Annotated in this window: 15 protein-coding genes; 10 read left to right on the top strand and 5 right to left on the bottom strand. The window is 46.7% G+C overall.

The genetic code is table 11. The features are described 5' to 3' along the window. Positions 1-5 precede the first annotated feature (5 nt). The 3 genes from ACO1NU_RS05800 to ACO1NU_RS05790 form a co-directional block, all read right to left on the bottom strand. Entirely contained in the window at positions 6-1,526 is a 1,521-nt protein-coding gene (locus ACO1NU_RS05800) for a RagB/SusD family nutrient uptake outer membrane protein (RefSeq protein ID WP_448817522.1), read from the bottom strand. Positions 1,527-1,537: 11 nt separating this feature from the next. Next, positions 1,538-4,513, bottom strand: a complete 2,976-nt coding sequence (locus ACO1NU_RS05795) for a SusC/RagA family TonB-linked outer membrane protein (protein WP_448817521.1) — start codon at positions 4,511-4,513, stop codon at positions 1,538-1,540. A gap of 219 nt (positions 4,514-4,732) precedes the next feature. Beyond that, on the bottom strand, positions 4,733-6,355 hold the full coding sequence (locus tag ACO1NU_RS05790) for a DUF6377 domain-containing protein (protein WP_448817520.1): 1,623 nt from the start codon (positions 6,353-6,355) through the stop codon (positions 4,733-4,735). Positions 6,356-6,799: 444 nt separating this feature from the next. Here ACO1NU_RS05790 and ACO1NU_RS05785 point away from each other — a divergent pair, with 444 nt between their 5' ends. Then, positions 6,800-7,765: a hypothetical protein gene (locus ACO1NU_RS05785; RefSeq protein ID WP_448817519.1), complete on the top strand. Its 966-nt coding sequence runs from the start codon at positions 6,800-6,802 to the stop codon at positions 7,763-7,765. Positions 7,766-7,768: 3 nt separating this feature from the next. On the opposite strand, the gene ACO1NU_RS05780 is transcribed toward ACO1NU_RS05785, so the two are convergent. Beyond that, positions 7,769-8,953, bottom strand: a complete 1,185-nt coding sequence (locus tag ACO1NU_RS05780; RefSeq protein WP_448817518.1) for a formimidoylglutamase — start codon at positions 8,951-8,953, stop codon at positions 7,769-7,771. A 60-nt stretch (positions 8,954-9,013) separates the two neighbouring features. On the opposite strand from ACO1NU_RS05780, the gene ACO1NU_RS05775 reads away from it, so the two are divergent. The 6 genes from ACO1NU_RS05775 to ACO1NU_RS05750 all read left to right on the top strand — a co-directional run bounded on the left by ACO1NU_RS05775 (position 9,014) and on the right by ACO1NU_RS05750 (position 14,684). Then, positions 9,014-10,015 carry an NAD-dependent epimerase/dehydratase family protein gene (locus tag ACO1NU_RS05775; protein WP_448817517.1) on the top strand — a complete coding sequence of 334 codons (1,002 nt, stop codon included), beginning with the start codon at positions 9,014-9,016 and terminating at the stop codon, positions 10,013-10,015. 52 nt (positions 10,016-10,067) lie between these two features. Beyond that, a complete protein-coding gene (locus ACO1NU_RS05770) occupies positions 10,068-11,360 on the top strand; it encodes an HAD-IB family phosphatase (protein ID WP_448817516.1) in 1,293 nt (430 codons plus the stop codon). A gap of 88 nt (positions 11,361-11,448) precedes the next feature. Beyond that, positions 11,449-12,513: a branched-chain amino acid aminotransferase gene (locus tag ACO1NU_RS05765; RefSeq protein WP_448817515.1), complete on the top strand. Its 1,065-nt coding sequence runs from the start codon at positions 11,449-11,451 to the stop codon at positions 12,511-12,513. A 1,015-nt stretch (positions 12,514-13,528) separates the two neighbouring features. After that, positions 13,529-13,714, top strand: a complete 186-nt coding sequence (locus ACO1NU_RS05760; protein WP_448817514.1) for a hypothetical protein — start codon at positions 13,529-13,531, stop codon at positions 13,712-13,714. A 5-nt stretch (positions 13,715-13,719) separates the two neighbouring features. Beyond that, positions 13,720-14,223: a hypothetical protein gene (locus tag ACO1NU_RS05755; protein WP_448817737.1), complete on the top strand. Its 504-nt coding sequence runs from the start codon at positions 13,720-13,722 to the stop codon at positions 14,221-14,223. Beyond that, positions 14,214-14,684: a hypothetical protein gene (locus ACO1NU_RS05750; protein WP_448817513.1), complete on the top strand. Its 471-nt coding sequence runs from the start codon at positions 14,214-14,216 to the stop codon at positions 14,682-14,684. The genes ACO1NU_RS05755 and ACO1NU_RS05750 overlap by 10 nt, the downstream gene beginning before the upstream one ends. A gap of 333 nt (positions 14,685-15,017) precedes the next feature. Here the strand turns inward: ACO1NU_RS05750 and ACO1NU_RS05745 are convergent, their stop codons facing one another. After that, on the bottom strand, positions 15,018-16,934 hold the full coding sequence (locus tag ACO1NU_RS05745) for a hypothetical protein (RefSeq protein WP_448817512.1): 1,917 nt from the start codon (positions 16,932-16,934) through the stop codon (positions 15,018-15,020). Positions 16,935-17,072: 138 nt separating this feature from the next. On the opposite strand from ACO1NU_RS05745, the gene miaB reads away from it, so the two are divergent. From miaB to ACO1NU_RS05730, 3 genes are read left to right on the top strand one after another with little or no spacing between them, the layout of a single operon-like run. Then, positions 17,073-18,497: a tRNA (N6-isopentenyl adenosine(37)-C2)-methylthiotransferase MiaB gene (miaB, locus tag ACO1NU_RS05740; protein WP_448817511.1), complete on the top strand. Its 1,425-nt coding sequence runs from the start codon at positions 17,073-17,075 to the stop codon at positions 18,495-18,497. 8 nt (positions 18,498-18,505) lie between these two features. Beyond that, complete coding sequence (locus ACO1NU_RS05735; RefSeq protein ID WP_448817510.1) at positions 18,506-19,741, top strand: sigma-54 interaction domain-containing protein; 1,236 nt, start codon at positions 18,506-18,508, stop codon at positions 19,739-19,741. Positions 19,742-19,750: 9 nt separating this feature from the next. After that, on the top strand, positions 19,751-20,260 hold the full coding sequence (locus tag ACO1NU_RS05730) for an LptE family protein (protein WP_448817509.1): 510 nt from the start codon (positions 19,751-19,753) through the stop codon (positions 20,258-20,260). Positions 20,261-20,282: the final 22 nt, after the last annotated feature.

The raw sequence follows: 20,282 nt of genomic DNA, 5'->3' as shown, positions 1-20,282 counted from the left end.
TCGTATTAGTAACCAGGATTTTGTATCAGTTTAGGATTTTGATCAATCACCGCCTGAGGTATTGGCAAGCGGTAGGAGCTCTGGTTGAAAGGATAGATCAGCGCCTTTCTTCCGGGATCTTTCGCAAAGACGGCGTTCATGACTTCTTCAACCTTGTTCAGCCGCACCAGGTCAAACCAGCGTTGCCCCTCGAATGCGAGCTCCAGCCTGCGCTCTTTCAGCAGTGCGTTCAAGATAGCATCCTTGTTGCTGCGCACCGCATTTGGAAGCTTTCCAAGGCCGGCACGCTCTCTTATTCTGTCGATGATGTCGGCAGCCGCAGACAGGTTGCTGTTATTGCCCATGATCAAGGCCTCTGCTTTCAACAGGAGCACGTCGGCATAGCGGTATTTGATAATGCTGTTGAAAGCCGATCGTGTCTTATACATGAAGGGGTAATTACTTGAAGGATAGTAATTACTCCATGTTGTCTGGTAATAGACTATCGACTCGGAAAAACGTTTCTGGTCTCCTTCATCCTGATAGGCCTTGATCAGGCTCCTGGATGGCGTGATCCATTTAGCCCAGGTGAAGTTGTTGTTATAGTTCGTCAGATCGCGCCCAAACATCCAGGTTACCCAGTTTCCGCTTCCTGAAACAAACTGAGCTTCCAGGATGCTTTCTCTTGTATTCCTTGCCTTGGCATCCGTTTTTGCCGCATTCATCCCAAACAGATCACTGAAATCAGCCACCAGATCAAAGCCGTCTGCAGCAAGTTCGTCCGCATAGCGGATGACCTTCGCATAATCTCTGAGCGGCTTTTCCGCATACACCTTGGCCAGCAAGGTCCGTGCGACCGACTTGGTAAAAAGCGTCTTGTTAGCCGCGCTGTTGTTCGGTGCGGAAACAAGTGCCTCCGTAAGATCTTTTTCTATCTGCTTGTATGCCTCTTCTTCCGTATTCTGAGCGGGAAAATAGTCGTCATAAACCTCTTCCAGGTTCTCGGCCGTAATGTTTCCTCCCTCTTTGGTTACAACCGGAATGGATCCCCAAAGGCGCACCATATCGAAAAGCACCATCGCCCTGAAAATCTTCCCCTGCGATTTGATCTCCTCCCGCTCCGCCGTGGTAAACGAGTTATCCGCAACCGAATCGACATTATTGATCAGCCGGTTCGCACGGGCAACATCCTCCATATAACGGTTCCAGTCGCGGTTAATAACTGAGTTAGACCCTTCAATGGAGTTATTTTCATAAGGCACAACCTCTGCTCCGGTTGTTCCGGCGTAAGCATTGTCCGAATGTGCTTCTGCAACCAGCAGCATATCCAGGTACCAGTGTTCCTGGCGGTCGCGCATCTGATTGTAGAGGGTTGTGAGATGGCTTAAAACCGCAGCCTTGTCTTTAAATACAACCGTTACTCCCGGTTCCTCTTCTCCTTCGGTGACATCTGAATATGTGTCTACCGGATCTTTGACTAATGAGCATGAGGTGACGGCTAATAATCCAGCCAGGATTACGCTGTGATAAATATATCTGATTTTCATTTGCTTAGCTTTTAAAATTCAACATTAAGCCCAAACACGAAAGACTTACTCTGCGGATAGGTACCCCAGTCGATTCCCTGTACCGCTCCGTTGTTCCCCCATTGATTCACCTCCGGATCCATCCCTGAATAGTTGGTCCAGGTCAGCAGGTTGCTTGCAGAGATGTAAGGTTGCAGACGGGCTATTTTCAACTTCTTCAGAAGCTGCCCCTGCACATTGTACGAGAGCGACACGTTTTTGACCCGCAGATAGCTTCCGTCTTCAATGAAGTAGCTGGAGTTCCTCAGCTCAAAACCGGCTCTGGGAACATCTGTGATCTGCCCCGGCACTCTCCATCTGTCAAGCACCCTTGTAGACTGGTTTTTGCCATCATACATCCCTTCTGTTTCGATACGTGAAGCATTGAAGATGTCGTTCCCGTAGGAGCCCTGAAGGAAAACACTCAGGTTTAGGTTCTTATAAGAGAATGAGTTGGTCAACCCGAATATGAAGTCCGGATTCGGATCACCTATATAAGTCCGGTCAGTTGAGGATATCTTGCTGTCACCATTCAGGTCCCTGTACATCAGCTCCCCGGTTTCCGGATCCACACCATCGCTGATGTATCCGAAGAACCCGCTCATGGGCCGTCCCGGCTCGTTCCTCACAACAGCCTCATTAATGACGTCGCTGGTTGTGGCTGTCGAATAGATCTTCCTTGTTGCCAGATCCTCCAGGTTGTTCTTGTTGAATGAGATATTAAAATCCGTGTTCCACGTGAAAGGTCCCTTTACATTCTGCGAATTTACAAGCACTTCAAATCCTTTGTTCACCATCACTCCTTCATTCCTCTGCATGGTATTTGCAGCGGCAGAGCCTGCCGGCAGGTCAATGGACATCAGCATATCGGTGGTTCTCTTGTAATAATAGTCCAGATTCACCGTCAAGCGGTTCCTGAATGCCGTGAAATCAAGGCCGACGTTTGATTGTGTAGTCGTCTCCCAGGTCAGGTCTTTGGTGCGGATGTTCGATTTACTTATCGTCGGGAGGGCATTTTCCTGTCCTTCCTTAAACCACTCGATGCGGCCAATGCTATAGCGCTGCAGGTAAGCGTAGTCGTTAAGTCCCGACTGATTCCCTGTCTGTCCCCAGCCTCCGCGGATCTTCAGGTCGTTAAGCCATTCTGCTCCGTCCATAAAATCTTCGGAAGATATTCTCCAGGCAGCAGATAGCGACGGGAAATATCCCCAGCGATGATCCGGATGCAAGCGCGAAGACCCATCAGCACGGATATTTGCAGTTAAGAGGTATTTGCTTTCAAAGTTATAGGCTACTCGTCCGAAGTAGGACATGATGGCCCACTGGGAAGCACCGGAGCCGGTATTGTTCCAACCGATCCTGTTGGCAGCATTAAGCGTCTGAATCTGATCGTCTCTGAAATGTGAACCATTGATATAGCTGTTAGAATAATCAGAGTCTGTATAGGAGGAACCTGCCATCACCTCAACCCCGTGCTCGCTGAACGTGCGGTTATAGGTAAGCACGTTGTCAAAGGTTAGCACGGTATTCATGTTCCGGTTATCTGAAGCCTCACCGTATTGGTTACGGCCCCATGTGGTAGAAATAGGGTCGAGGAAGGTCGTGTTCAGGGCATTCCTCCTGTCGAGGGTAAATGAAGTTTTGAAGTTAAGCTCCGGAAGGAACGTAAACAAGGCGTTTCCGGAAGCAATCAGCCGGTTTTCCCTCTCGCGGTTGTTCCTGCTGCGCGCCATATTTTCTATCGGACTGGTGATATTGCTGGCGCCATAGAAGTTATTGTAATACTGGTTGGTATTTTCCGGATTCCATACAGGTGCATAAGTGGGGGTATTGATAACAGAAAGGATCACACCTCCCCGGTTCGCGCCAAGTCCGGTCGTGACGCCGTTATTTGAATAATCGGCATAATTTACGTTAGCTCCGATGGTCAGCCATTTACGCACCTTATTATCAATATTCGCCCGCACATTGTAGCGTTTGAAAAAGGAAGTGTTCAGCACACCTGTTTCATCCAGGTATCCTGCAGACAGATAGTATTTCAGCTTCTCCGTTCCGTCGGATATCGATACCTGATAGTTCTGCAGCTGGCCTGTTTTATAGGTCTCATCGAACCAGTCGGTTTGATCTGTCAATCCATCCGGAAGAGCAATAAGGCCGATTTCATTTTGAAGCTGCCTGTATTGAGATAAATTGAGTACGTCAATTTCGTTGGTCACTTTGTTTTGGGTGAACTGTGCGTTCAGGGCAATCTTGGCCTCTCCACTTTTACCGGCCTTTGTGGAGATCAGAATTACACCATTGGCAGCCCTGGAACCATAGATAGCCGCGGAAGAAGCATCTTTTAAGATTTGCATACTTTCTATATCGGTAGGCGACAGAAACCGGATATTGTCGACCGGCACCCCATCAACTACATACAGCGGATCGTTGCTGCCATTGAAGGAGGTGGTACCCCGCACCCGTATAGACATCTCCGCACCAGGTGTTCCGTTCGGCTGAATCACCGATACACCGGCCGCCCGGCCCTGTATGGCCTGTGCAGCAGAGACAATAGGCCTTTGATCAAGGTCTTTTGTCGAAATACTGGAAATCGCCGTGGTGACATCTCTACGTTTTACAGATCCGTAGCCGATCACCACCACGTCTTCCAACACATTATTGGAAGCTTTCAGCCGGATGTCCATCCTTCCGGCATTTGCCGGAACATTTAGTGGCTCGTACCCGAGATAGGAAACGACCAGCACGGCGCCAGGGGGAACATTCGGCAGGGAATAGCGCCCATCTACGCCCGAGAGCGTTCCGGTCTTTGTTCCCTTCAACGTGATCGATACTCCTATCAGCGTTTCGCCGGTAGCAGCGTCAGTTACGCTACCCTCTACCCGGAAATTTTGGGCGAGTGTGCGCATGGGCATTGCACATCCTAAAAAAAAGAAGAGCAAAGCAAGTCTTTTGGTAAATAAAAGCCTCATAATTGATGATTTAATGGTTAGCTAAATAACTGGTCTCAGAAAGCGAAGCAGATGTAGATGTCGCTTATTGGTTGTTTCCTCAAATGTAAATACAGAAATGACGCTTGATTTTCATTGCACGAAAAAAGTACCTGGTAAAAAAGACTACAATCTGATTTACAAGATGTTAAAAACAATAAACACATGAAAAAAGTACCTGTTCGGGCGGGATTGAAGGGCTTAATCGCGTTTTAATGTCCCGATTTCCTTGACCATCTCTTCGAAGCTATCGCGGGAAATCGCTTTGTTCCGCACCTTGGTCCGGTAATTATATACCGTACGAAGTGAGTACCTTAGAAAGCTGGCGATCTTGACGCTGTCGGTGATACCAAGACGTATCAGCGCAAAGATCCGGAGTTCAGTATTAAGGAGTTCCCCGTGGCGTGGATTGATCTGCTCCTGAGGTATCAGAAGAACATTAAAGTCGCGCACAAAGCTGGGATAAAGGTTCAGGAAGATCGTATCAAAGCTTTTATAAAGCTCTTCGAGCTCGGTCTCTACAATGCTGGTCGACTTCAGTGTTTTAAACAGTTCATCCAGCTGGCTATTGGTCGCCTTCTTATGCAGGGACTTCCGATAGTTTTCAAGTTTATCGATATAGGTGGAGCACAGATCAAAGAAATGGGCGATATATTCTTCCTTGATATGGTTTGCTTCCGATAGACTTCCATTGGTCTGCTGCAATTCAGTGTTGAGCTTGCTCAGCTGTTCATTTGTACGGAATAGCTCTTTTCTGATTTTCGAGATCCTTTTCATCTGCTTATAGGTATAGATGATACCCGCTATGAGAAACAAGGACAAAATACTGATCAGGGTTAGATAAAGGCGCAGCTCGACCTTCTGCCTATTCTCCTTTTCTTGAAACGAAGCATTGATAATGGGGTAAAAAGAGGATCCTTCTATCGTTCTGTACCTGACGTTACAAAACAAGGCGTCATTGATAGCGGCTTCTATAAACCGGAACGCCCGGTCAACATCCCCGTTTTTATAAAAGGTAAGCGCCAGACTTTGCATCGAAGCATTGTCCTTGATCGAGTTTTCCATATCTGTAATGGCCGAAATAGCGAAGTACTTCTTCTGCAGTTCGCTATTCCCTTCATTCAGATACATCCGCCCAAGTAAATAGGCTATTACGGCACGTTCCGGATTCTTATCCGTGGTTTTCTCCAGCAGCGCAAGCAGGGCCTTCTCCGCTTCTTTACGTTTTCCCTTGTAAAGCATGTTTTCAGCCTGCGCAATCTGGAACTTCAGGGATCCGGGATTCAGCACCATCAACAAAGAATCACGATAATGATCGCTTTTCGTGTAGTAGACACTGTTGCCATTGCTCTGTCCATAGTGACTGCAAAACTCATTATAACATTCATAATAGCCGGGCAGGAGCTTCGGACTCAGGCTTGCCCGGTTTATATTGTCGAGCAGTTCCTTCGACTCGATATATAATCCCTCGGTGGAATACAACCATGCCAGCTCGATCTCCGCCTTGTTGCGGAGATATGGGTCACCCAGCTGTTTCGCTATCTCAATATTTTTGAGGACATAGAATACCGCAGAGTCAGATTTATACTTCTTATATTCATAGCATAGCTTCAGATTGATATCGTAGGCCTGTTCGGAGGATAAATTCCCAATATTTAGTAGCTGCTTTATAGCCTGGATCTTCTCTTCCTTGTTGGTCATATATAAAGTCCGGTTCTCCATTACCTTATCCAGACGCGCGTAAATCGAATCAACATTCTGGACAGGGACGGCGAAAAGAGTTGCAGACAATAGCAGAAAAGCGGACAGCAGTAGATTTTTCAATTTAGTTCTTTAGTGGTCTGTTAAGGGATAGCAGTAATTACCGTAAGCGGATCCTTGTTATACGATAAGAGACTAAAATTAGACAATTAACCTTAAAACTTACAGTTTTAAACCGGTATCCAACCCACATCTGTGTTCGCGCTAAAAGCCGGCGATACGTCTCTGATGAGTCCGCCTTCTTTGATAAAAGTCGGACTCAAGGCTGGTCTACCTGATCATTTTTTCTGGGCAAAATACAGATGAAAAAGCTGAAAACCTCGCCTGAAAGAGATGAGCAGAGCCTCATCTCAGACAAAAAAATCAGCTGTTCGGGCAAAGATCTTCATTCTACCAATTAGGGAAAATCGTGCTGTTTTGCGACGTTTTTGAGAAGAATCGGGAAATTTCCGCCTAAAAATCGTACTTATTCCCTGGCGGGCCTACCTTGACAAAAAAAATAACCACATGGCTATCATTGATCACAAAGGAGCAGTACGCGGAACAGCAGGTTCCGTAGTGTATCGCACGTATCGCAACAAGAACATCATTCAGGGGAAACCCCGCAAATTCAAACAGACACAGGAGAGCGTACGCGCTTCAACGGAGTTTGGCCTGAGCAGCTCGGCAGCCGCCGTCATTCGCAAGGCCTTTGAACCGGCCTTCTTTTACCGGGACGGGGAAGCGGTCAGCCGCACAACGGCGCAGGTCTACCGGGCGCTGAGAAGCAGCCTGGCGGCTACTGCCGGAGAGCGCGACCTCCACGATGCCGATCTTCAGCAACTTGCGGGCATGGACTTCAACGGCAACAGCAAGCTCGCAGAGGTGCTGCCGGTCAGTACGGCGGCAACCCGAAATGAACAGGGAGATATCACCGTTAACCTCCCTGCCTTCTGCCCCCGAACCGACCTGAGGAAAATTACGGGCTTCCCTAAATCTGCTTACAGGTATCGCATCCGGCTGATGGCCATAGCTTTCGATTTCAGAAAAGAATACTTCGAGTACCTGGACATGCAGGATGTGGATATCGAGGGTGGGGAGAAAATGCCGGAGACAAGCATCATGCTCAAAGCTCAGGCTGATCCCGCATGCATGGTGCTGGTCAGCATGTCCTTATTGCTGTATGCTGAAGTGGGCCGTACGGGTGAATACGTGCTTCTAAACAGCAAGGCCTTCAGTCCCTGTGCGATCATTGCTGCCTATCCGGCAGATGAAGCTTCTCCGGCAGACGTAAGTTGCATAATCCTCAGCGAAGAGGCCTACCCTGAGCGTTGCCACAACATCCAGGTAATGGGCTACGAGGGTAACCGCTTGCTTAGAAAGCTGGCTAAGCAGCTCCCTCTAAAACCGCAGGTGACAGCATCGGATGTTAAGCCTGCTCCAGGTACGGCAGACAGGCTTCCCGGCGGAAAGATTTCGTTCAAGGAGCGATAGAAGCTAAACCAGCTTCTGGTAGGTTCGCCACCACAGGTCAGGCATCTCCCCCGCTACGGCATTCTGGTAATCATCGTACTGGCATGGAACCAGGTGGTAGCGCTCATTTCCGGAGTGTCCCGACGGATAAGGCACCTGCATCCACCAGCGGTCGGTTTTTTTGCTCTTTACGAACACCAGTTCATGCGAATCATCTTTTAGGGTGGCCCGGTAGATCATGTACTGCGACTTAGGCTGTAGCGGAAAATCGCGCTTACGCTGGTAAAATCCTTCGATGAAATACCAGATCATTTGTCCCAGCAGCATCGCACTTTGTCCTTCGCTGTCGTACGCCGGATTAAATTCATAGAATCCGATAGAGCTGAGTTTATCATTCATCCCGGCATACCGGCACAACTGGCAGGCTTCTTCGCCATAAAAGCCGTTGGGACTGGCGTTACCATTCGCCTTCGCGTCCGACGAGCGGATAGCAGAGATATCGAAGCTAAGCACATTGGCGTTGCGGATAACCGGTTCCGCCACATTGATCTTATTGTAGAAATCACCCAGGCGATTTACGTCAAACAAGAGCTTCTCCATCACGCGGAGACTATCCTGATTGACGAAATAAGTTTGATACCCGATGTTGCTGAAGTTAAACAGGTAATTAGGCTGATGCAGAAAGATTTTGTTCAGATAGGAGTTGGAATACGCTTCGATCGATGGATCGTCGGCGATATCGTCGAGATCGAATTTGTTATCGATCACGACCAGATCTACCTTCTGCTCCAGATCTTCATAGGCCATGTACTGGGCATAGGTGAGATCCTGTCCACCACCGAGGATCACCGGAACGATGTTCGCTTTGACCAGCGCACTTACTACCGTCTTGACCGCGATATACGTATCGGCAACAGTATGCCCGGCTTTGATATTACCGAGATCTGCGATCCTGGGCTTGAAGGGCCCGGCATGGAGACTATAGAGTTTCTCCCGGATATAGTCGGGCGCAAGCGCGCACCCCTGGTTATTCACCGCATGACGGTCGTCCAACACTCCGAACAGCGCAATATCCACTGTACCCTCCTCAATCTCAGGAAAATCATGCGTAAACACGCTTACCTGGCTACCCAACTGGCTGCTATAGAACCCTGCATCCTGACCGAATTTACGGTCGTCAACCGGCGCGAAAAAATCAACTAAAGACATATTCGCTCCAAATATCCATTTAATTCAGTTACTTTTGAAAGCAAATTCAATTTTTGCCGGATGATCTTAGTTACTGGGGCGACAGGCTTTTTAGGTTCAGAATTAGTTAAACAGCTGCTTGACAGAGGCATGCCGGTAAGGGCATTGAAGCGTCTGAACTCCGTTATCCCCAACATTCTCGAGGACTTATCTAATATTGAGTGGTTTACTGCCGACATACTGGACTACTTCGCACTGGAACGGGCTTTTGAAGGGGTCACACATGTATATCATTGCTCTGCCATGATCTCATTTGACAGTGCCGATAAAGCCACCATGCTGCGGGTGAATAAGGAAGGCACTGCCCACGTGGTAGATCTTTGCCTCCTGTATCAGGTCGAAAAGCTGGTTCATGTAAGCTCCGTCGCTTCGCTTGGAGACTCCAAGGCCGGCGGACCGGTAACCGAAAAAGACCAATGGGAATTCAACGGCACCCAGCAAGGGTATTCCATATCGAAGTATGAAAGTGAAATGGAGGTTTGGCGCGGTATCGCAGAGGGCCTGAATGCAGTGATCGTCAATCCTTCGGTGATTATTGGCAAGAATGCCGGCAATAAGGGCAGCGGCAAGCTATTCGAGCTGGTTCGCAAAGGCCTTCGCTATTATACACCGGGATCCATCGGCGTTGTTGATGTGGAAGATGTGGCCAGGGTGATGATCCAGCTCATGGAAAGCGATATCACCGCCGAGCGCTTTATCGTTAACGGAGAAAACATAAGTTATCAGCAGCTATTCTCCGAAACAGCCAGACACTTCGAACTACCGGTTCCGAAAACGGAGCTCAGCAAGGGATATATGTTCCTGGGCTTGTTAGGGGCAAAAATAGCTTCCATATTAACCGGCAAAAAATATAGCCTGACGAGAGATACCGCCAAAAGTGCTTTTAAGAAATCGGCATACTCGTCGGCCAAACTTGCAAAATTCTTTCCTGAGATCAGCTTCAAACCCATTTCCCGTTCTATCAAGGAGATTACGGAGCATCTGAGGAATTCATATACACGCGATCGTCTGCAAAAGGAATGATACCTGCTTCGGGACTGATTTTTGCGTGTCTTTTTTAAATACAAATATTCTAATGAAGAATTTTTACATCATTGACTTTGACAGCACTTTTACACAGGTAGAGGCATTAGATGAACTGGTACGAATTTCATTAAGTGATCATCCTGAGCGGGAGGAGATTTATAAAAAGATTGAAGACCTGACGAATGCAGCGATGGAAGGCAGATTGTCCTTCAGAGAGAGCCTCACCAAGAGAGTTCAGCTGCTTCATGCCAATCAAGACCATTTAAAACAGTTGGTAAGCCGCCTAAAGAAGAAGGTATCCGCATCCTTTTCGCGTAACCGGGAATTCTTCAAACAACATGCAGACGAGGTTTTAATCGTTTCCGGAGGATTTAAGGAATTTATCACTCCCGTAGTGCTTCCGTTTGACATCAAAATCGAAAATATCTACGCAAACACCTTCACCTTTGATGAAGAAGGGAATATCACCGGATACGACCAGGATAACCCCCTGTCTCAGGAAGGTGGCAAGGTAAAGCTGCTGAAACAACTGCAACTTGAGGGCAACATCTACGGGATCGGCGATGGTTATTCCGATTTCCAATTGAAAGAATCCGGTTTGATCCAGAAGTTTTACGCCTTCACGGAAAACATTGCGCGTAAGAGCATCCTGGAGAAGGCTGATCACATTACGCCAAGCTTTGATGAGTTTCTTTATGTAAACAAGCTCCCGCAGGCGATCTCCTATCCCAAGAACAGGATCCTGTGCCTGATCGTTGGCGATGTGCCGGAAGAGGCCATACAGGTACTGAAGAAGGATGGATTTTCTATCCGCCATAAAGAGACCTTCGAGGAAAAGTATATTGGTGATGTAGGCATGGTCCTGCTGGCAGATGGCGAAACGGTAAGCGATGCCAAGCTGTTAAAAGCAGTCAAACTGAAAACGATCGGTTACCTGGGTAACAGCAAGAACAAGATCTCGCACGACATTGCTACGGAGATGGGCATTGTGATCTTTGACGATCATAAGCAGAACCCGAGAAACGTGAAGTTTATCCCGAAACGGATGGCCGACTTCATCAACAAGGGCGATACGTATATGAGCTCCAACTTCCCGAACCTGCAGCTTCCTAAAGTAGGTAATGCTCACCGGCTAATCCACATCCACAAGAATATTCCGGGTATCATGGCGCAGATCAACAAGGTTTACGCCAATCACAATATCAATATTTCCGGGCAGTTCCTGATGACGAATGAACAGATCGGTTATGCCATTACGGATGTGAGCATCCGGTATGACAAGCAGGTACTCAAGGAATTAAAGGAAATCGACCAGACGATTAAGTTCAGGATTCTGTTTTAACGCAGCTTTCTGATTTTTCGCAAGTCGTAAGCCCCTGAATATGTGATTAATCCTTAACTTTGAAATAACAACAATAATACATACAGTCGTGACTGATACGTTAGATATAAAAATTACCAGGACTTCTGCTTCCCGTTTAAAGGATACAGATTTCACAGATCTTCCTTTTGGGAAGGTATTTACAGACCACATGTTCTTGGCGGATTATGAGGATGGTGAATGGAAGAACTTTCAGCTTGTCCCTTACGGCGATATGTCTTTTAGTCCTGCTATGTCTGTACTTCATTATGGTCAGGCATTCTTCGAAGGCTTGAAAGCGTACAAGCATGCGGATGGCAAAGCGGTTATCTTCCGCCCATACAAGAACGCAGACCGCTTCAACAAGTCAGCTGCCAGACTATGCGCACCAGAGTTCCCCAGAGATATCTTTGTTCAGAGTATCGCTGCATTGGTAGATCTTGACCGCGAGTGGATTCCTGAAGGAAGCGGCAATTCGCTGTATATCCGTCCGTTTATGTTCTCTACGGATCCTTACCTGGGCGTTCAGCCGTCAAAATCATATAAGTTCGTGGTTTTAACCTGCCCTGTGGGTGCATACTACTCTAAACCGCTGAATGTAAAGATCGAAACGAAGTTCTCCCGCTCAGCAGAAGGTGGATTTGGTTTTGCTAAAGCTGCCGGAAACTATGCTGGATCATTGCTTCCTGCCTTGGAAGCAATGAAAGAAGGCTATGACCAGTTGATCTGGACAGATGGTAAGGAGCACGCATATATCGAGGAACTGGGAACAGCAAACGTGGTATTTGTGATTGACGGCAAAATCGTAACACCGTCTACACGTGACACCATCCTCGAAGGTATCACACGGGACACACTGCTTACACTGGCACGCCACTGGGAAGTACCGGTTGAGGAGCGTCGTGTTTCTGTTGAGGAAGTTATTCAGGCATTGAAAGAAGGCCACATGACCGAAGCATTTGGTGTAGGTACTGCAGCAACGATCACCCCTATCGCAGCGATTTCACTGGACGGTGCACGTTATGAACTGCCGGTGGCTTCAGGGGAGACTTTCTCAGCGAAGGCATTGAAGACTCTGGATGAGATCCGTTATGGGGTTCAGCCGGATACGTTTGAGTGGAATTATATTGTATAATAATCTCTAGTCCTAAGCCTCAAGTCTCATTAACAAGGCTTGAAGCTTAGGGCTAGTACTTTCAGCGAGAGCATGTACGAACAAGATCATTACAGACGTTAAGAAGTAAATCGGCGAGCTCACCACTTTAGCAAGCAAAGCCGGCAGTTGAATTAGCGCGTTACTTACCATTAGCTAATAGTTACTTACAAGTTGATATCTGCTATTGATTATTCACTTGAAGACAATACCCTTACGATTTTTCTAACAAATCGTAAATCTTCACTCCACAATACATCGACCGATGAACGTTGCTGAAGCGATGGGAAGGTGATTAACATCGTCCTATCGCGTAAAGATGTTCTTTATATCGAGTCAACCTTAAAGCGTATTGAGTATTTTATTTTTCGACACCGCCCTCAGTGTTTTTGTTGAAAAGGCCCACGCGACATCCTAAGTCCAAATCTGGTTGTAATTTAACTATACTTGTGGTGAGGAAAAGTTCTTGTGAAATCTTATTTATTTTCTTATGAAAAAATGAGAAAGTACTGTGAAATATAAAGCAAACCATTTACATTTGAAGCGTATTACCTAAAGCGAAAAGTGCCAGATAACCAATAAACCGAGATACAGACCTTATCAGTTATTTCTTGGAACTCAGCCTAAGAAGAGGCGGCTAAGTACTTCAAAAGTCAATTAAAGGTAAAGGTGTCAAAAGACCTTAACGACCTCAATATTACAAGGTACTCTCCAGACTGGAGTACAGTAGCTTTTGGGAAAACAAGCGATAACCTTGACTATATTGCTGTACAGCTCGAGAATACCGAAAAGTAGCTTATTGAGCTTAACGTTACCATTATTGGCGAAAATACTTATGGTATAATCAAGAGGTACCTAAAAACCGTTAACAAACTGCAATACCTCTCCGGGAGTGGTCGTCTACTTACAACAATAGAGTATAATTTCGCTACACAGTCTACTCCTGCAGGGAAGTATGGAAATTTCAAAACGCTAGACATCTACGGGGGTGAACTGAATGAAGTTCCGGTATATGGAGGCGGAGGCGGTTCAGGTGGTAGCTCCGGCGGTGGTGATGGTTGGGGAGGTGGGCTTCCTACTGGACCAAGTACGGGAGGCGGAGGTAGCAGCGGAGACGGAGGTGGTGGAGACAATGGCGGCGGTAGCGGCGGGGGAGGATATTCTGGAGGATACTCAGGTTTAAGTAGTATTGGAAATAGGTTTCAGATCGATTGGCAGATTAGATACTACTATCCGAAGTTTGCTGAAATGTTGACTAAAATGGATACTTGGTTGCTACAAAACCCCCGTGTGTTAGCTGCATTGATAAAATATTCCGGATTTGATCAGAACACAGTATTGCAATTAGTAAAAAACAATAACGGACCGACGATCAAGCTGGTCTCAGATAGAGAGCTGGGCAATAACGTAGATGGAAAGTGGAACAAAACTGATCCAAATACTATTTACTTGTCAAGAGAATCACTTACTACTATGGAAAATTCAACTAATCTACATCATCAAAATGCGTATGCATTTGCTATCGCTGCTACTCTCTTGCATGAGACAGTTCACTATGGTAGATTTCAAAATGGCCTTGTCGACAACAATAATCCGGAATATGGACAGATGTTTGAGATCTTAGGCTTCGGCTGGCGCGTCGAATTTCAAAACAACCAGCTCGTATATATAGACATGAACTTATGGGATTGATTTTTAAGGAAATAAAGAAACTCTATGTATGGGGAGTACTTTCCTTAGTATCCTGCACCGGGAGCAATATGCCGGTGCAGGATACTATAGAGTATGACACATTAAGTGTCATACATACCATGCTCCAAGACTCTACCGTAAAAGATATGTTATATAACGCGGATACAAAGCGCAGCTATCGTGATTCTCTATATATAGTTAAAGATGGCCTCAGCGACAGTATCTTATCAGCAGTGAAAGTACCAGAAAAAAAAATTGCTTTTTTGCCACCTGATAGACGGCCCTATAGTTATATGAATTCCACTACCCAGCAGATAATGTGGCTTCGGGTTTTTAAAATTGATACAAAAGCAGCTTCGGGCGAGGTGACTATTAACGGTTATAATATAGGTCGAGAGATCGAAATGTTTTATGAATCTGGAGAGTGGAAAATAAAGAATGTAAGTCAATCTCATTATTAGGTAAATGTGCTTGTAATTCAAGCTAGCCTTCAGTTAACTGAAAAACATTTCGATCACGATAACACTTTTCCTGCACCGGAAATAAATACCGGACAGGAAAAGTATTACCGATACGTCTAAAGAATGGAAAGCTGCATCAGGCCATCACACCTCCAATGCAAGCAGGCTTTAAATTTAGTGTTCACCTTTAATGGTTCCCAGCACTTTAAAGATAAATACGAAAATTTCAAAATAATGGACAGTTATGGAGGCGAACTTAATGAAGTTCCTACAACGAGATCCCCTATTGGAGGTGGCTGTGTTTAGTCACAACACATCAAAATCAAACGAGGCTTAAGAAGCGACGCTGTCCTTTTTAGCCTCCTGCTTTTTCTCTTCTGCTTCTTCCTTTTCCTCCTGAGCTTTCTTCAAGGCCTTTTCCTTCTTTTTCAGTTCGCGCTTTTTAATCCTCTCCTGCTTATTCTCTCGCATTTTATCTTTCAGGGCTTCAAAATCTGATTTAACCCCGCTAACTACTTCGCCCACTTTCGAGACCACGGTCTTGATACGGTTCTCTTTCTCGCGGCTCACGCCTACACTTTCCTTTACCCCTTCGAGTAAGCTTTTCCAGTAGAACTTAAAAAAGGCAAATGAGGGAGGTCGCCGCAGGTAGATTGTGCCTACGGTAAATACATTGTTGTTCTTGGGATCAGGATTCCCTTCATTCAATACAAAGGTGTTTGCTATACCGGAAACAAGCCCCTGTTTTTCAACGCGTCCGGTTTCATCGTTGATCTTGAGGAGTTGAATATTCAGGTTGGAGTAGTAAAACCTGACGGTGCCCCTTGCCAGCCTTTCGTTTGCTCTGATATTGAATTGCAGCTTGCGCACGTTGAGCGAGTTCACATTGATCATGGCGAGCGGGTTTGTGACCTGGTTCAGGGCGGTTCCATTCATGGCTCCGAGTGTTCCGGTGGAAGTGAATGCGCCTGCCTTGTCTGTCAGGTTGAAGTTGAAGGTTACATGCAGGTTGGCCTTTTTCAGGAACAAGGTGGAGAGTTCGGCGCGCATGAACCTGTTCTTTTTCAGCGAGCCAGGGTCATTGGTGATGTTGTATATGGCGCCACGTGTATTGGCAAAGAAAACGGTTCCGGTCTTTCCTGTCTTTTTGTTGAACTCCTGGTAGGCTATCTGAATGCGGCGAAGCTGCAATGTGTCGATGCGAAGATCAAGAGCGAGCTTTTGCAGTTGCTGATGAGGGAATTTCCCGCTTTTGCTCTCCACTTTTTTTGGCAACGCGTTGGTATTATAGATGCCCACTTTTCCGTCGGCCAGTACCATCCGGCTGGCAAAGAAGCGCTGGTCGGTTTTAAGCTCTTCCAGATCTATGCCTTTCAGCACAATCTGATTAAAGCGGATATCAAAACGGTCTTTTGACATCTTCACCTTACGATAGAAACCGGGGATGTTATAGCGGGGCTGCATGCGCGCGTCGTCCATGACCAGGCTCCTGGCTTTTGTGGAGAACTTAACCGACTTGAAGCGGAGGAAGTACAGACTGTCAGCAGTGGCGATCTTATAGTCTTTCAACTCGACGTCTACGTTCCGGGTATGATAGAAGCGATTCTTGTCTTTTTCCGAAAGCGAGTCGAGAAGGAAGTCGGTCACCGTCAGATTAAGGTTGCGGATGGCGGTCTTTTTCTCCTTCGGCGTGCTTCTGTTAATCAGCACGAAGTCGATATCTTTCAGTTGAATATCGTTAATGCGAACTTCCCTGAGTGACTTTGAGATCATCTGATACAACGACTTCTTTGATACTGTGTCGGCCTTGCGGTTATAGGGCTGACGCTTGTTGGTGATGATCATCTTAGGGTGATCGATCACGATCTTGTCGACGTTCAATTTTCTGCTGTCGTACAATCTCTTTGGATGAAAGTTGACCAGGTCAAAGCTTTCCACCTGCAGGTTGTACATATTGTCGGGTGCCCTTTTCAATCGTTCAAGCTCCTTGTAGCGGTCTTCGTTGGGGATCAGCTTCAGGTTCTTGAGAGATGCTTTTCCGCTGATGAGATTGATCTTCAGATCTGTGTATTCAACCCGGTAAAGGCTATCGGAAGAGTTCAGCACCAGCTGTTTCAGCTGAGTGTCGAGCAGAGGTTTCCAGCGACTGCTGAGATACCAGGCGCCACCCGCCAGAATCATCAGCAGAATCAGTAAAATAATGAGTATCCATTTCCAGAATGATACAAAGAACCGCCACACTGCCGCCATATATCTCATTAACCTACTTCACGCTCAGCTTGTTTGAGGGTGCCTGTAAATAAGATCGTTCAGATTGAATTAAGCATGCCAACATGTCATAAGTAAAACAAATTGTTGCTACCTTTGCAGTTCTTATAGAAGACTGATATGTATAATTTGGAGACAGGCGTGAAAGATCATGACGAGGCGAGACAGGGTGAGGCTTTATTGCTGGAACCTACATCTGAGCTTGACAATGGCAGAAAGCTATATATTGAAAGCTACGGCTGTGCTATGAACTTTTCTGATAGCGAGATCGTGGCCTCCATCATGACTGATATGGGTTTTAAGACCACATCAGACTATAAAGAAGCCGACGTAATATTTATAAATACATGCTCGATCCGTGAAAACGCAGAGCAAAGGGTAAGGAACCGTCTGAAGGAATTCAAAGCTGTAAAAAGCAAGAATCCGGGAATGATGGTAGGTGTTCTGGGCTGTATGGCCGAACGCCTGAAGTCAAAGTTCCTGGAAGAAGAAAAGCTGGTTGATGTTGTGATCGGTCCTGATGCTTATCGCGACCTGCCTAACCTGATTGATCAGGTGGACGAGGGACAGCGTGCAGTGAACGTATTGCTATCACGCGAGGAGACATATGCGGATATCAATCCGGTAAGGCTGAACAGCAATGGCATTACCGCATTTATCTCGATCATGAGAGGCTGCGATAACATGTGCTCGTTCTGTGTGGTACCTTTTACAAGAGGCCGCGAGCGTAGCCGGGATGCTCATTCGATCCTGAAAGAGGCACGGGACCTTTATGCTCAGGGATATAAGGAAGTCACCTTATTGGGTCAGAACGTGGATTCATACAAATGGGCTTCTGAAGATCAGACTGAGAAGGTCAACTTCGCTAATCTGCTTGAGATGGTTGCTCTGGTAGGACCTGACCTGAGAGTTCGCTTTTCCACTTCGCACCCGAAAGACATTACTGACGAGGTACTGCATACGATGGCCAAATATGATAATATCTGTAAGTATATTCATCTTCCGGTACAGTCGGGCAACTCCCGCGTTCTGGATATTATGAACCGTACTTACGACCGCGGCTGGTACATGGAGCGTGTAGAAGCGATCCGGAGAATATTGCCAGGTTGTGCGATCTCAACGGACGTCATCACCGGTTTCTGTACAGAAACAGAAGAGGAACATGAAGACACGCTGAGCATGATGCAGTTCGTAAAATACGATTTTGCCTATATGTTCATGTATTCTGAGCGTCCGGGAACCCTTGCCGCCAAGCGGTACAAGGATGATATTCCTGAGGATGTGAAGAACCGCCGTTTCAATGAAATCATCAAGCTGCAGCAGAAGCACTCTCATGAGCGCCTTTTGGAACAAATTGGAGAAACGCAGACGGTCCTGATCGAAAACCTCTCCAAGAAATCGGCTCTTGACTATTCAGGCCGGAATGATAAGAATGCAACTGTTGTCTTTCCGGTTGACGAACGTTTCAAACCGGGGCAGTATGTTCAGGTATTAATTGAACGTTGTACCCCTGCCACATTGATCGGCAGAATTGTTGAAAGTTAGGTTATTACATGGATACACAGGATATAAAAAACCGGTTTGGCATTATTGGCAATTCGCCATTGCTGAACCGCGCTATAGATATTGCCAATCAGGTTGCCCCTACTGATATTTCTGTGTTGATCACAGGAGAGAGCGGTAGCGGAAAGGAAGTATTTTCGCATATCATCCATCAGATGAGTGCGCGTAAGCATGGACCGTTCATTGCGGTGAACTGTGGTGCTATACCTGAAGGTACCATCGACTCCGAGTTGTTTGGACATGAAAAAGGCTCTTTTACCGGTGCACACGAGGCCCGGAAGGGATACTTTGAAGTGGTAAATGGAGGAACGATATTCCTGGATGAGGTGGCTGAGCTCCCTATCGGGACGCAGGCTCGTTTGCTTCGTATCCTGGAGTCGGGGGAGTACCTCCGTGTAGGTTCATCCAAGGTACAAAAAACAGATGTACGTGTCGTCGCAGCCACCAATGTGGATGTTTATGATGCGGTGAAGAACGGCAAGTTCAGAGAAGACCTGTATTACCGGCTGAGCACGGTACCTTTGAAGATTCCACCGTTAAGAGAACGAAAAGAAGATATTTACCTGCTGTTCCGCAAGTTCATTGCTGATTTTACACATAAATACAGAAGCCCGTCCGTTCAGCTTGATCCGGGTGCGCGAAACATCCTGACCAATTACAGCTGGCCGGGTAACGTGCGTCAGCTGAAGAATGTGGCCGAACAGATTGCTGTTCTGGAGAAAGACAGGAACCTGACGGCTGAAAGCATTCTGCAGTATATTCCTCAGGAGGCAGGCGCCAGCAATCTGCCCATGCGCATCAAGCAAGATGCGAAAGAAGATTTTTCTGAAAGGGATATTCTCTATAAGGTACTCTTTGACATGAAGCGGGACATGCTGGAGTTGAAGAAGCTTGTTGCGGAGATCATCAAGAACGGAGGAAACTCTGCTTCCATTGCAGAGAATCACCATATTGTGCAACAGCTCTATCAGGATGTCGATTTTCCTGCTATCGCTCCGGCGGTGCCATTGGTACTTCATAAACCTGAAACAGATAAGAAGAACGAGTTTAACTATGTACCTCATTCGGAGGAAGTAGAAGAGTCGCTTTCGCTTGTGGAAAAGGAATCGGACCTGATCAAGAAGGCACTCAAAAAGCACAAAGGAAAGCGCAAGCTTGCGGCCAATGAGCTGGGGATCTCAGAACGAACCCTGTACCGGAAAATCAAAGAGTTAAACCTGAATTAAGCATAGTTCATGAACGTATTACTGAAAAGAACCTTTTTCTTCTTTATACCCTTGCTGTTTCTGTCGCAATCATGCGGCATCTACAGCTTTACGGGGGCTTCCATACCTGACGCTATGAAAACCGTGTCTGTACAGTTCTTTGAGAACAGTGCGCCACTGGTCGTGCCTGGCTTAAGCCAGCAGTTTACTGAAGCACTTAAAGAAAGGATCAGGAACCAGTCGAGCCTGAGCATAACGCGGGATAATGCGGACGGAAATTTTGAAGGCCGGATCACCGATTACAGCATCCGTCCGGTTGCTGTAACAGGCAACGAGATTGCCGAAGCAACGCGGATCAGTATCACGGTACAGGTCAAGTTTGTGAATGCTGTGGATAATGAATATAGCTTTGAGCAGTCATTTACACGTTTCAAAGAGCTGCCGGGAAGCAACGTACAGTCGCAGGAGCAGTCGGCCATACAGGAGATCAACAAGCTGCTTACGGAAGACATTTTCAACAAAGCTTTCGCGAACTGGTAATCAAGGCATTCATTCATTAAAG

The organism is Arcticibacter sp. (assembly GCF_053551015.1).
The sequence above is the reverse complement of the archived record's forward strand: the minus strand, read 5'-3'. Positions and strand labels throughout refer to the sequence as shown.

Coding starts and splice junctions, on each gene's coding strand:
- ACO1NU_RS05800 (WP_448817522.1), bottom strand. CDS start 1,526: ATGAAAATCAGATATATTTATCACAGCGTAATCCTGGCTGGATTATTA.
- ACO1NU_RS05795 (WP_448817521.1), bottom strand. CDS start 4,513: ATGAGGCTTTTATTTACCAAAAGACTTGCTTTGCTCTTCTTTTTTTTA.
- ACO1NU_RS05785 (WP_448817519.1), top strand. CDS start 6,800: ATGGCTATCATTGATCACAAAGGAGCAGTACGCGGAACAGCAGGTTCC.
- ACO1NU_RS05780 (WP_448817518.1), bottom strand. CDS start 8,953: ATGTCTTTAGTTGATTTTTTCGCGCCGGTTGACGACCGTAAATTCGGT.
- ACO1NU_RS05775 (WP_448817517.1), top strand. CDS start 9,014: ATGATCTTAGTTACTGGGGCGACAGGCTTTTTAGGTTCAGAATTAGTT.
- ACO1NU_RS05770 (WP_448817516.1), top strand. CDS start 10,068: ATGAAGAATTTTTACATCATTGACTTTGACAGCACTTTTACACAGGTA.
- ACO1NU_RS05760 (WP_448817514.1), top strand. CDS start 13,529: ATGAAGTTCCGGTATATGGAGGCGGAGGCGGTTCAGGTGGTAGCTCCG.
- ACO1NU_RS05750 (WP_448817513.1), top strand. CDS start 14,214: ATGGGATTGATTTTTAAGGAAATAAAGAAACTCTATGTATGGGGAGTA.
- ACO1NU_RS05745 (WP_448817512.1), bottom strand. CDS start 16,934: ATGGCGGCAGTGTGGCGGTTCTTTGTATCATTCTGGAAATGGATACTC.
- miaB (WP_448817511.1), top strand. CDS start 17,073: ATGTATAATTTGGAGACAGGCGTGAAAGATCATGACGAGGCGAGACAG.
- ACO1NU_RS05735 (WP_448817510.1), top strand. CDS start 18,506: ATGGATACACAGGATATAAAAAACCGGTTTGGCATTATTGGCAATTCG.
- ACO1NU_RS05730 (WP_448817509.1), top strand. CDS start 19,751: ATGAACGTATTACTGAAAAGAACCTTTTTCTTCTTTATACCCTTGCTG.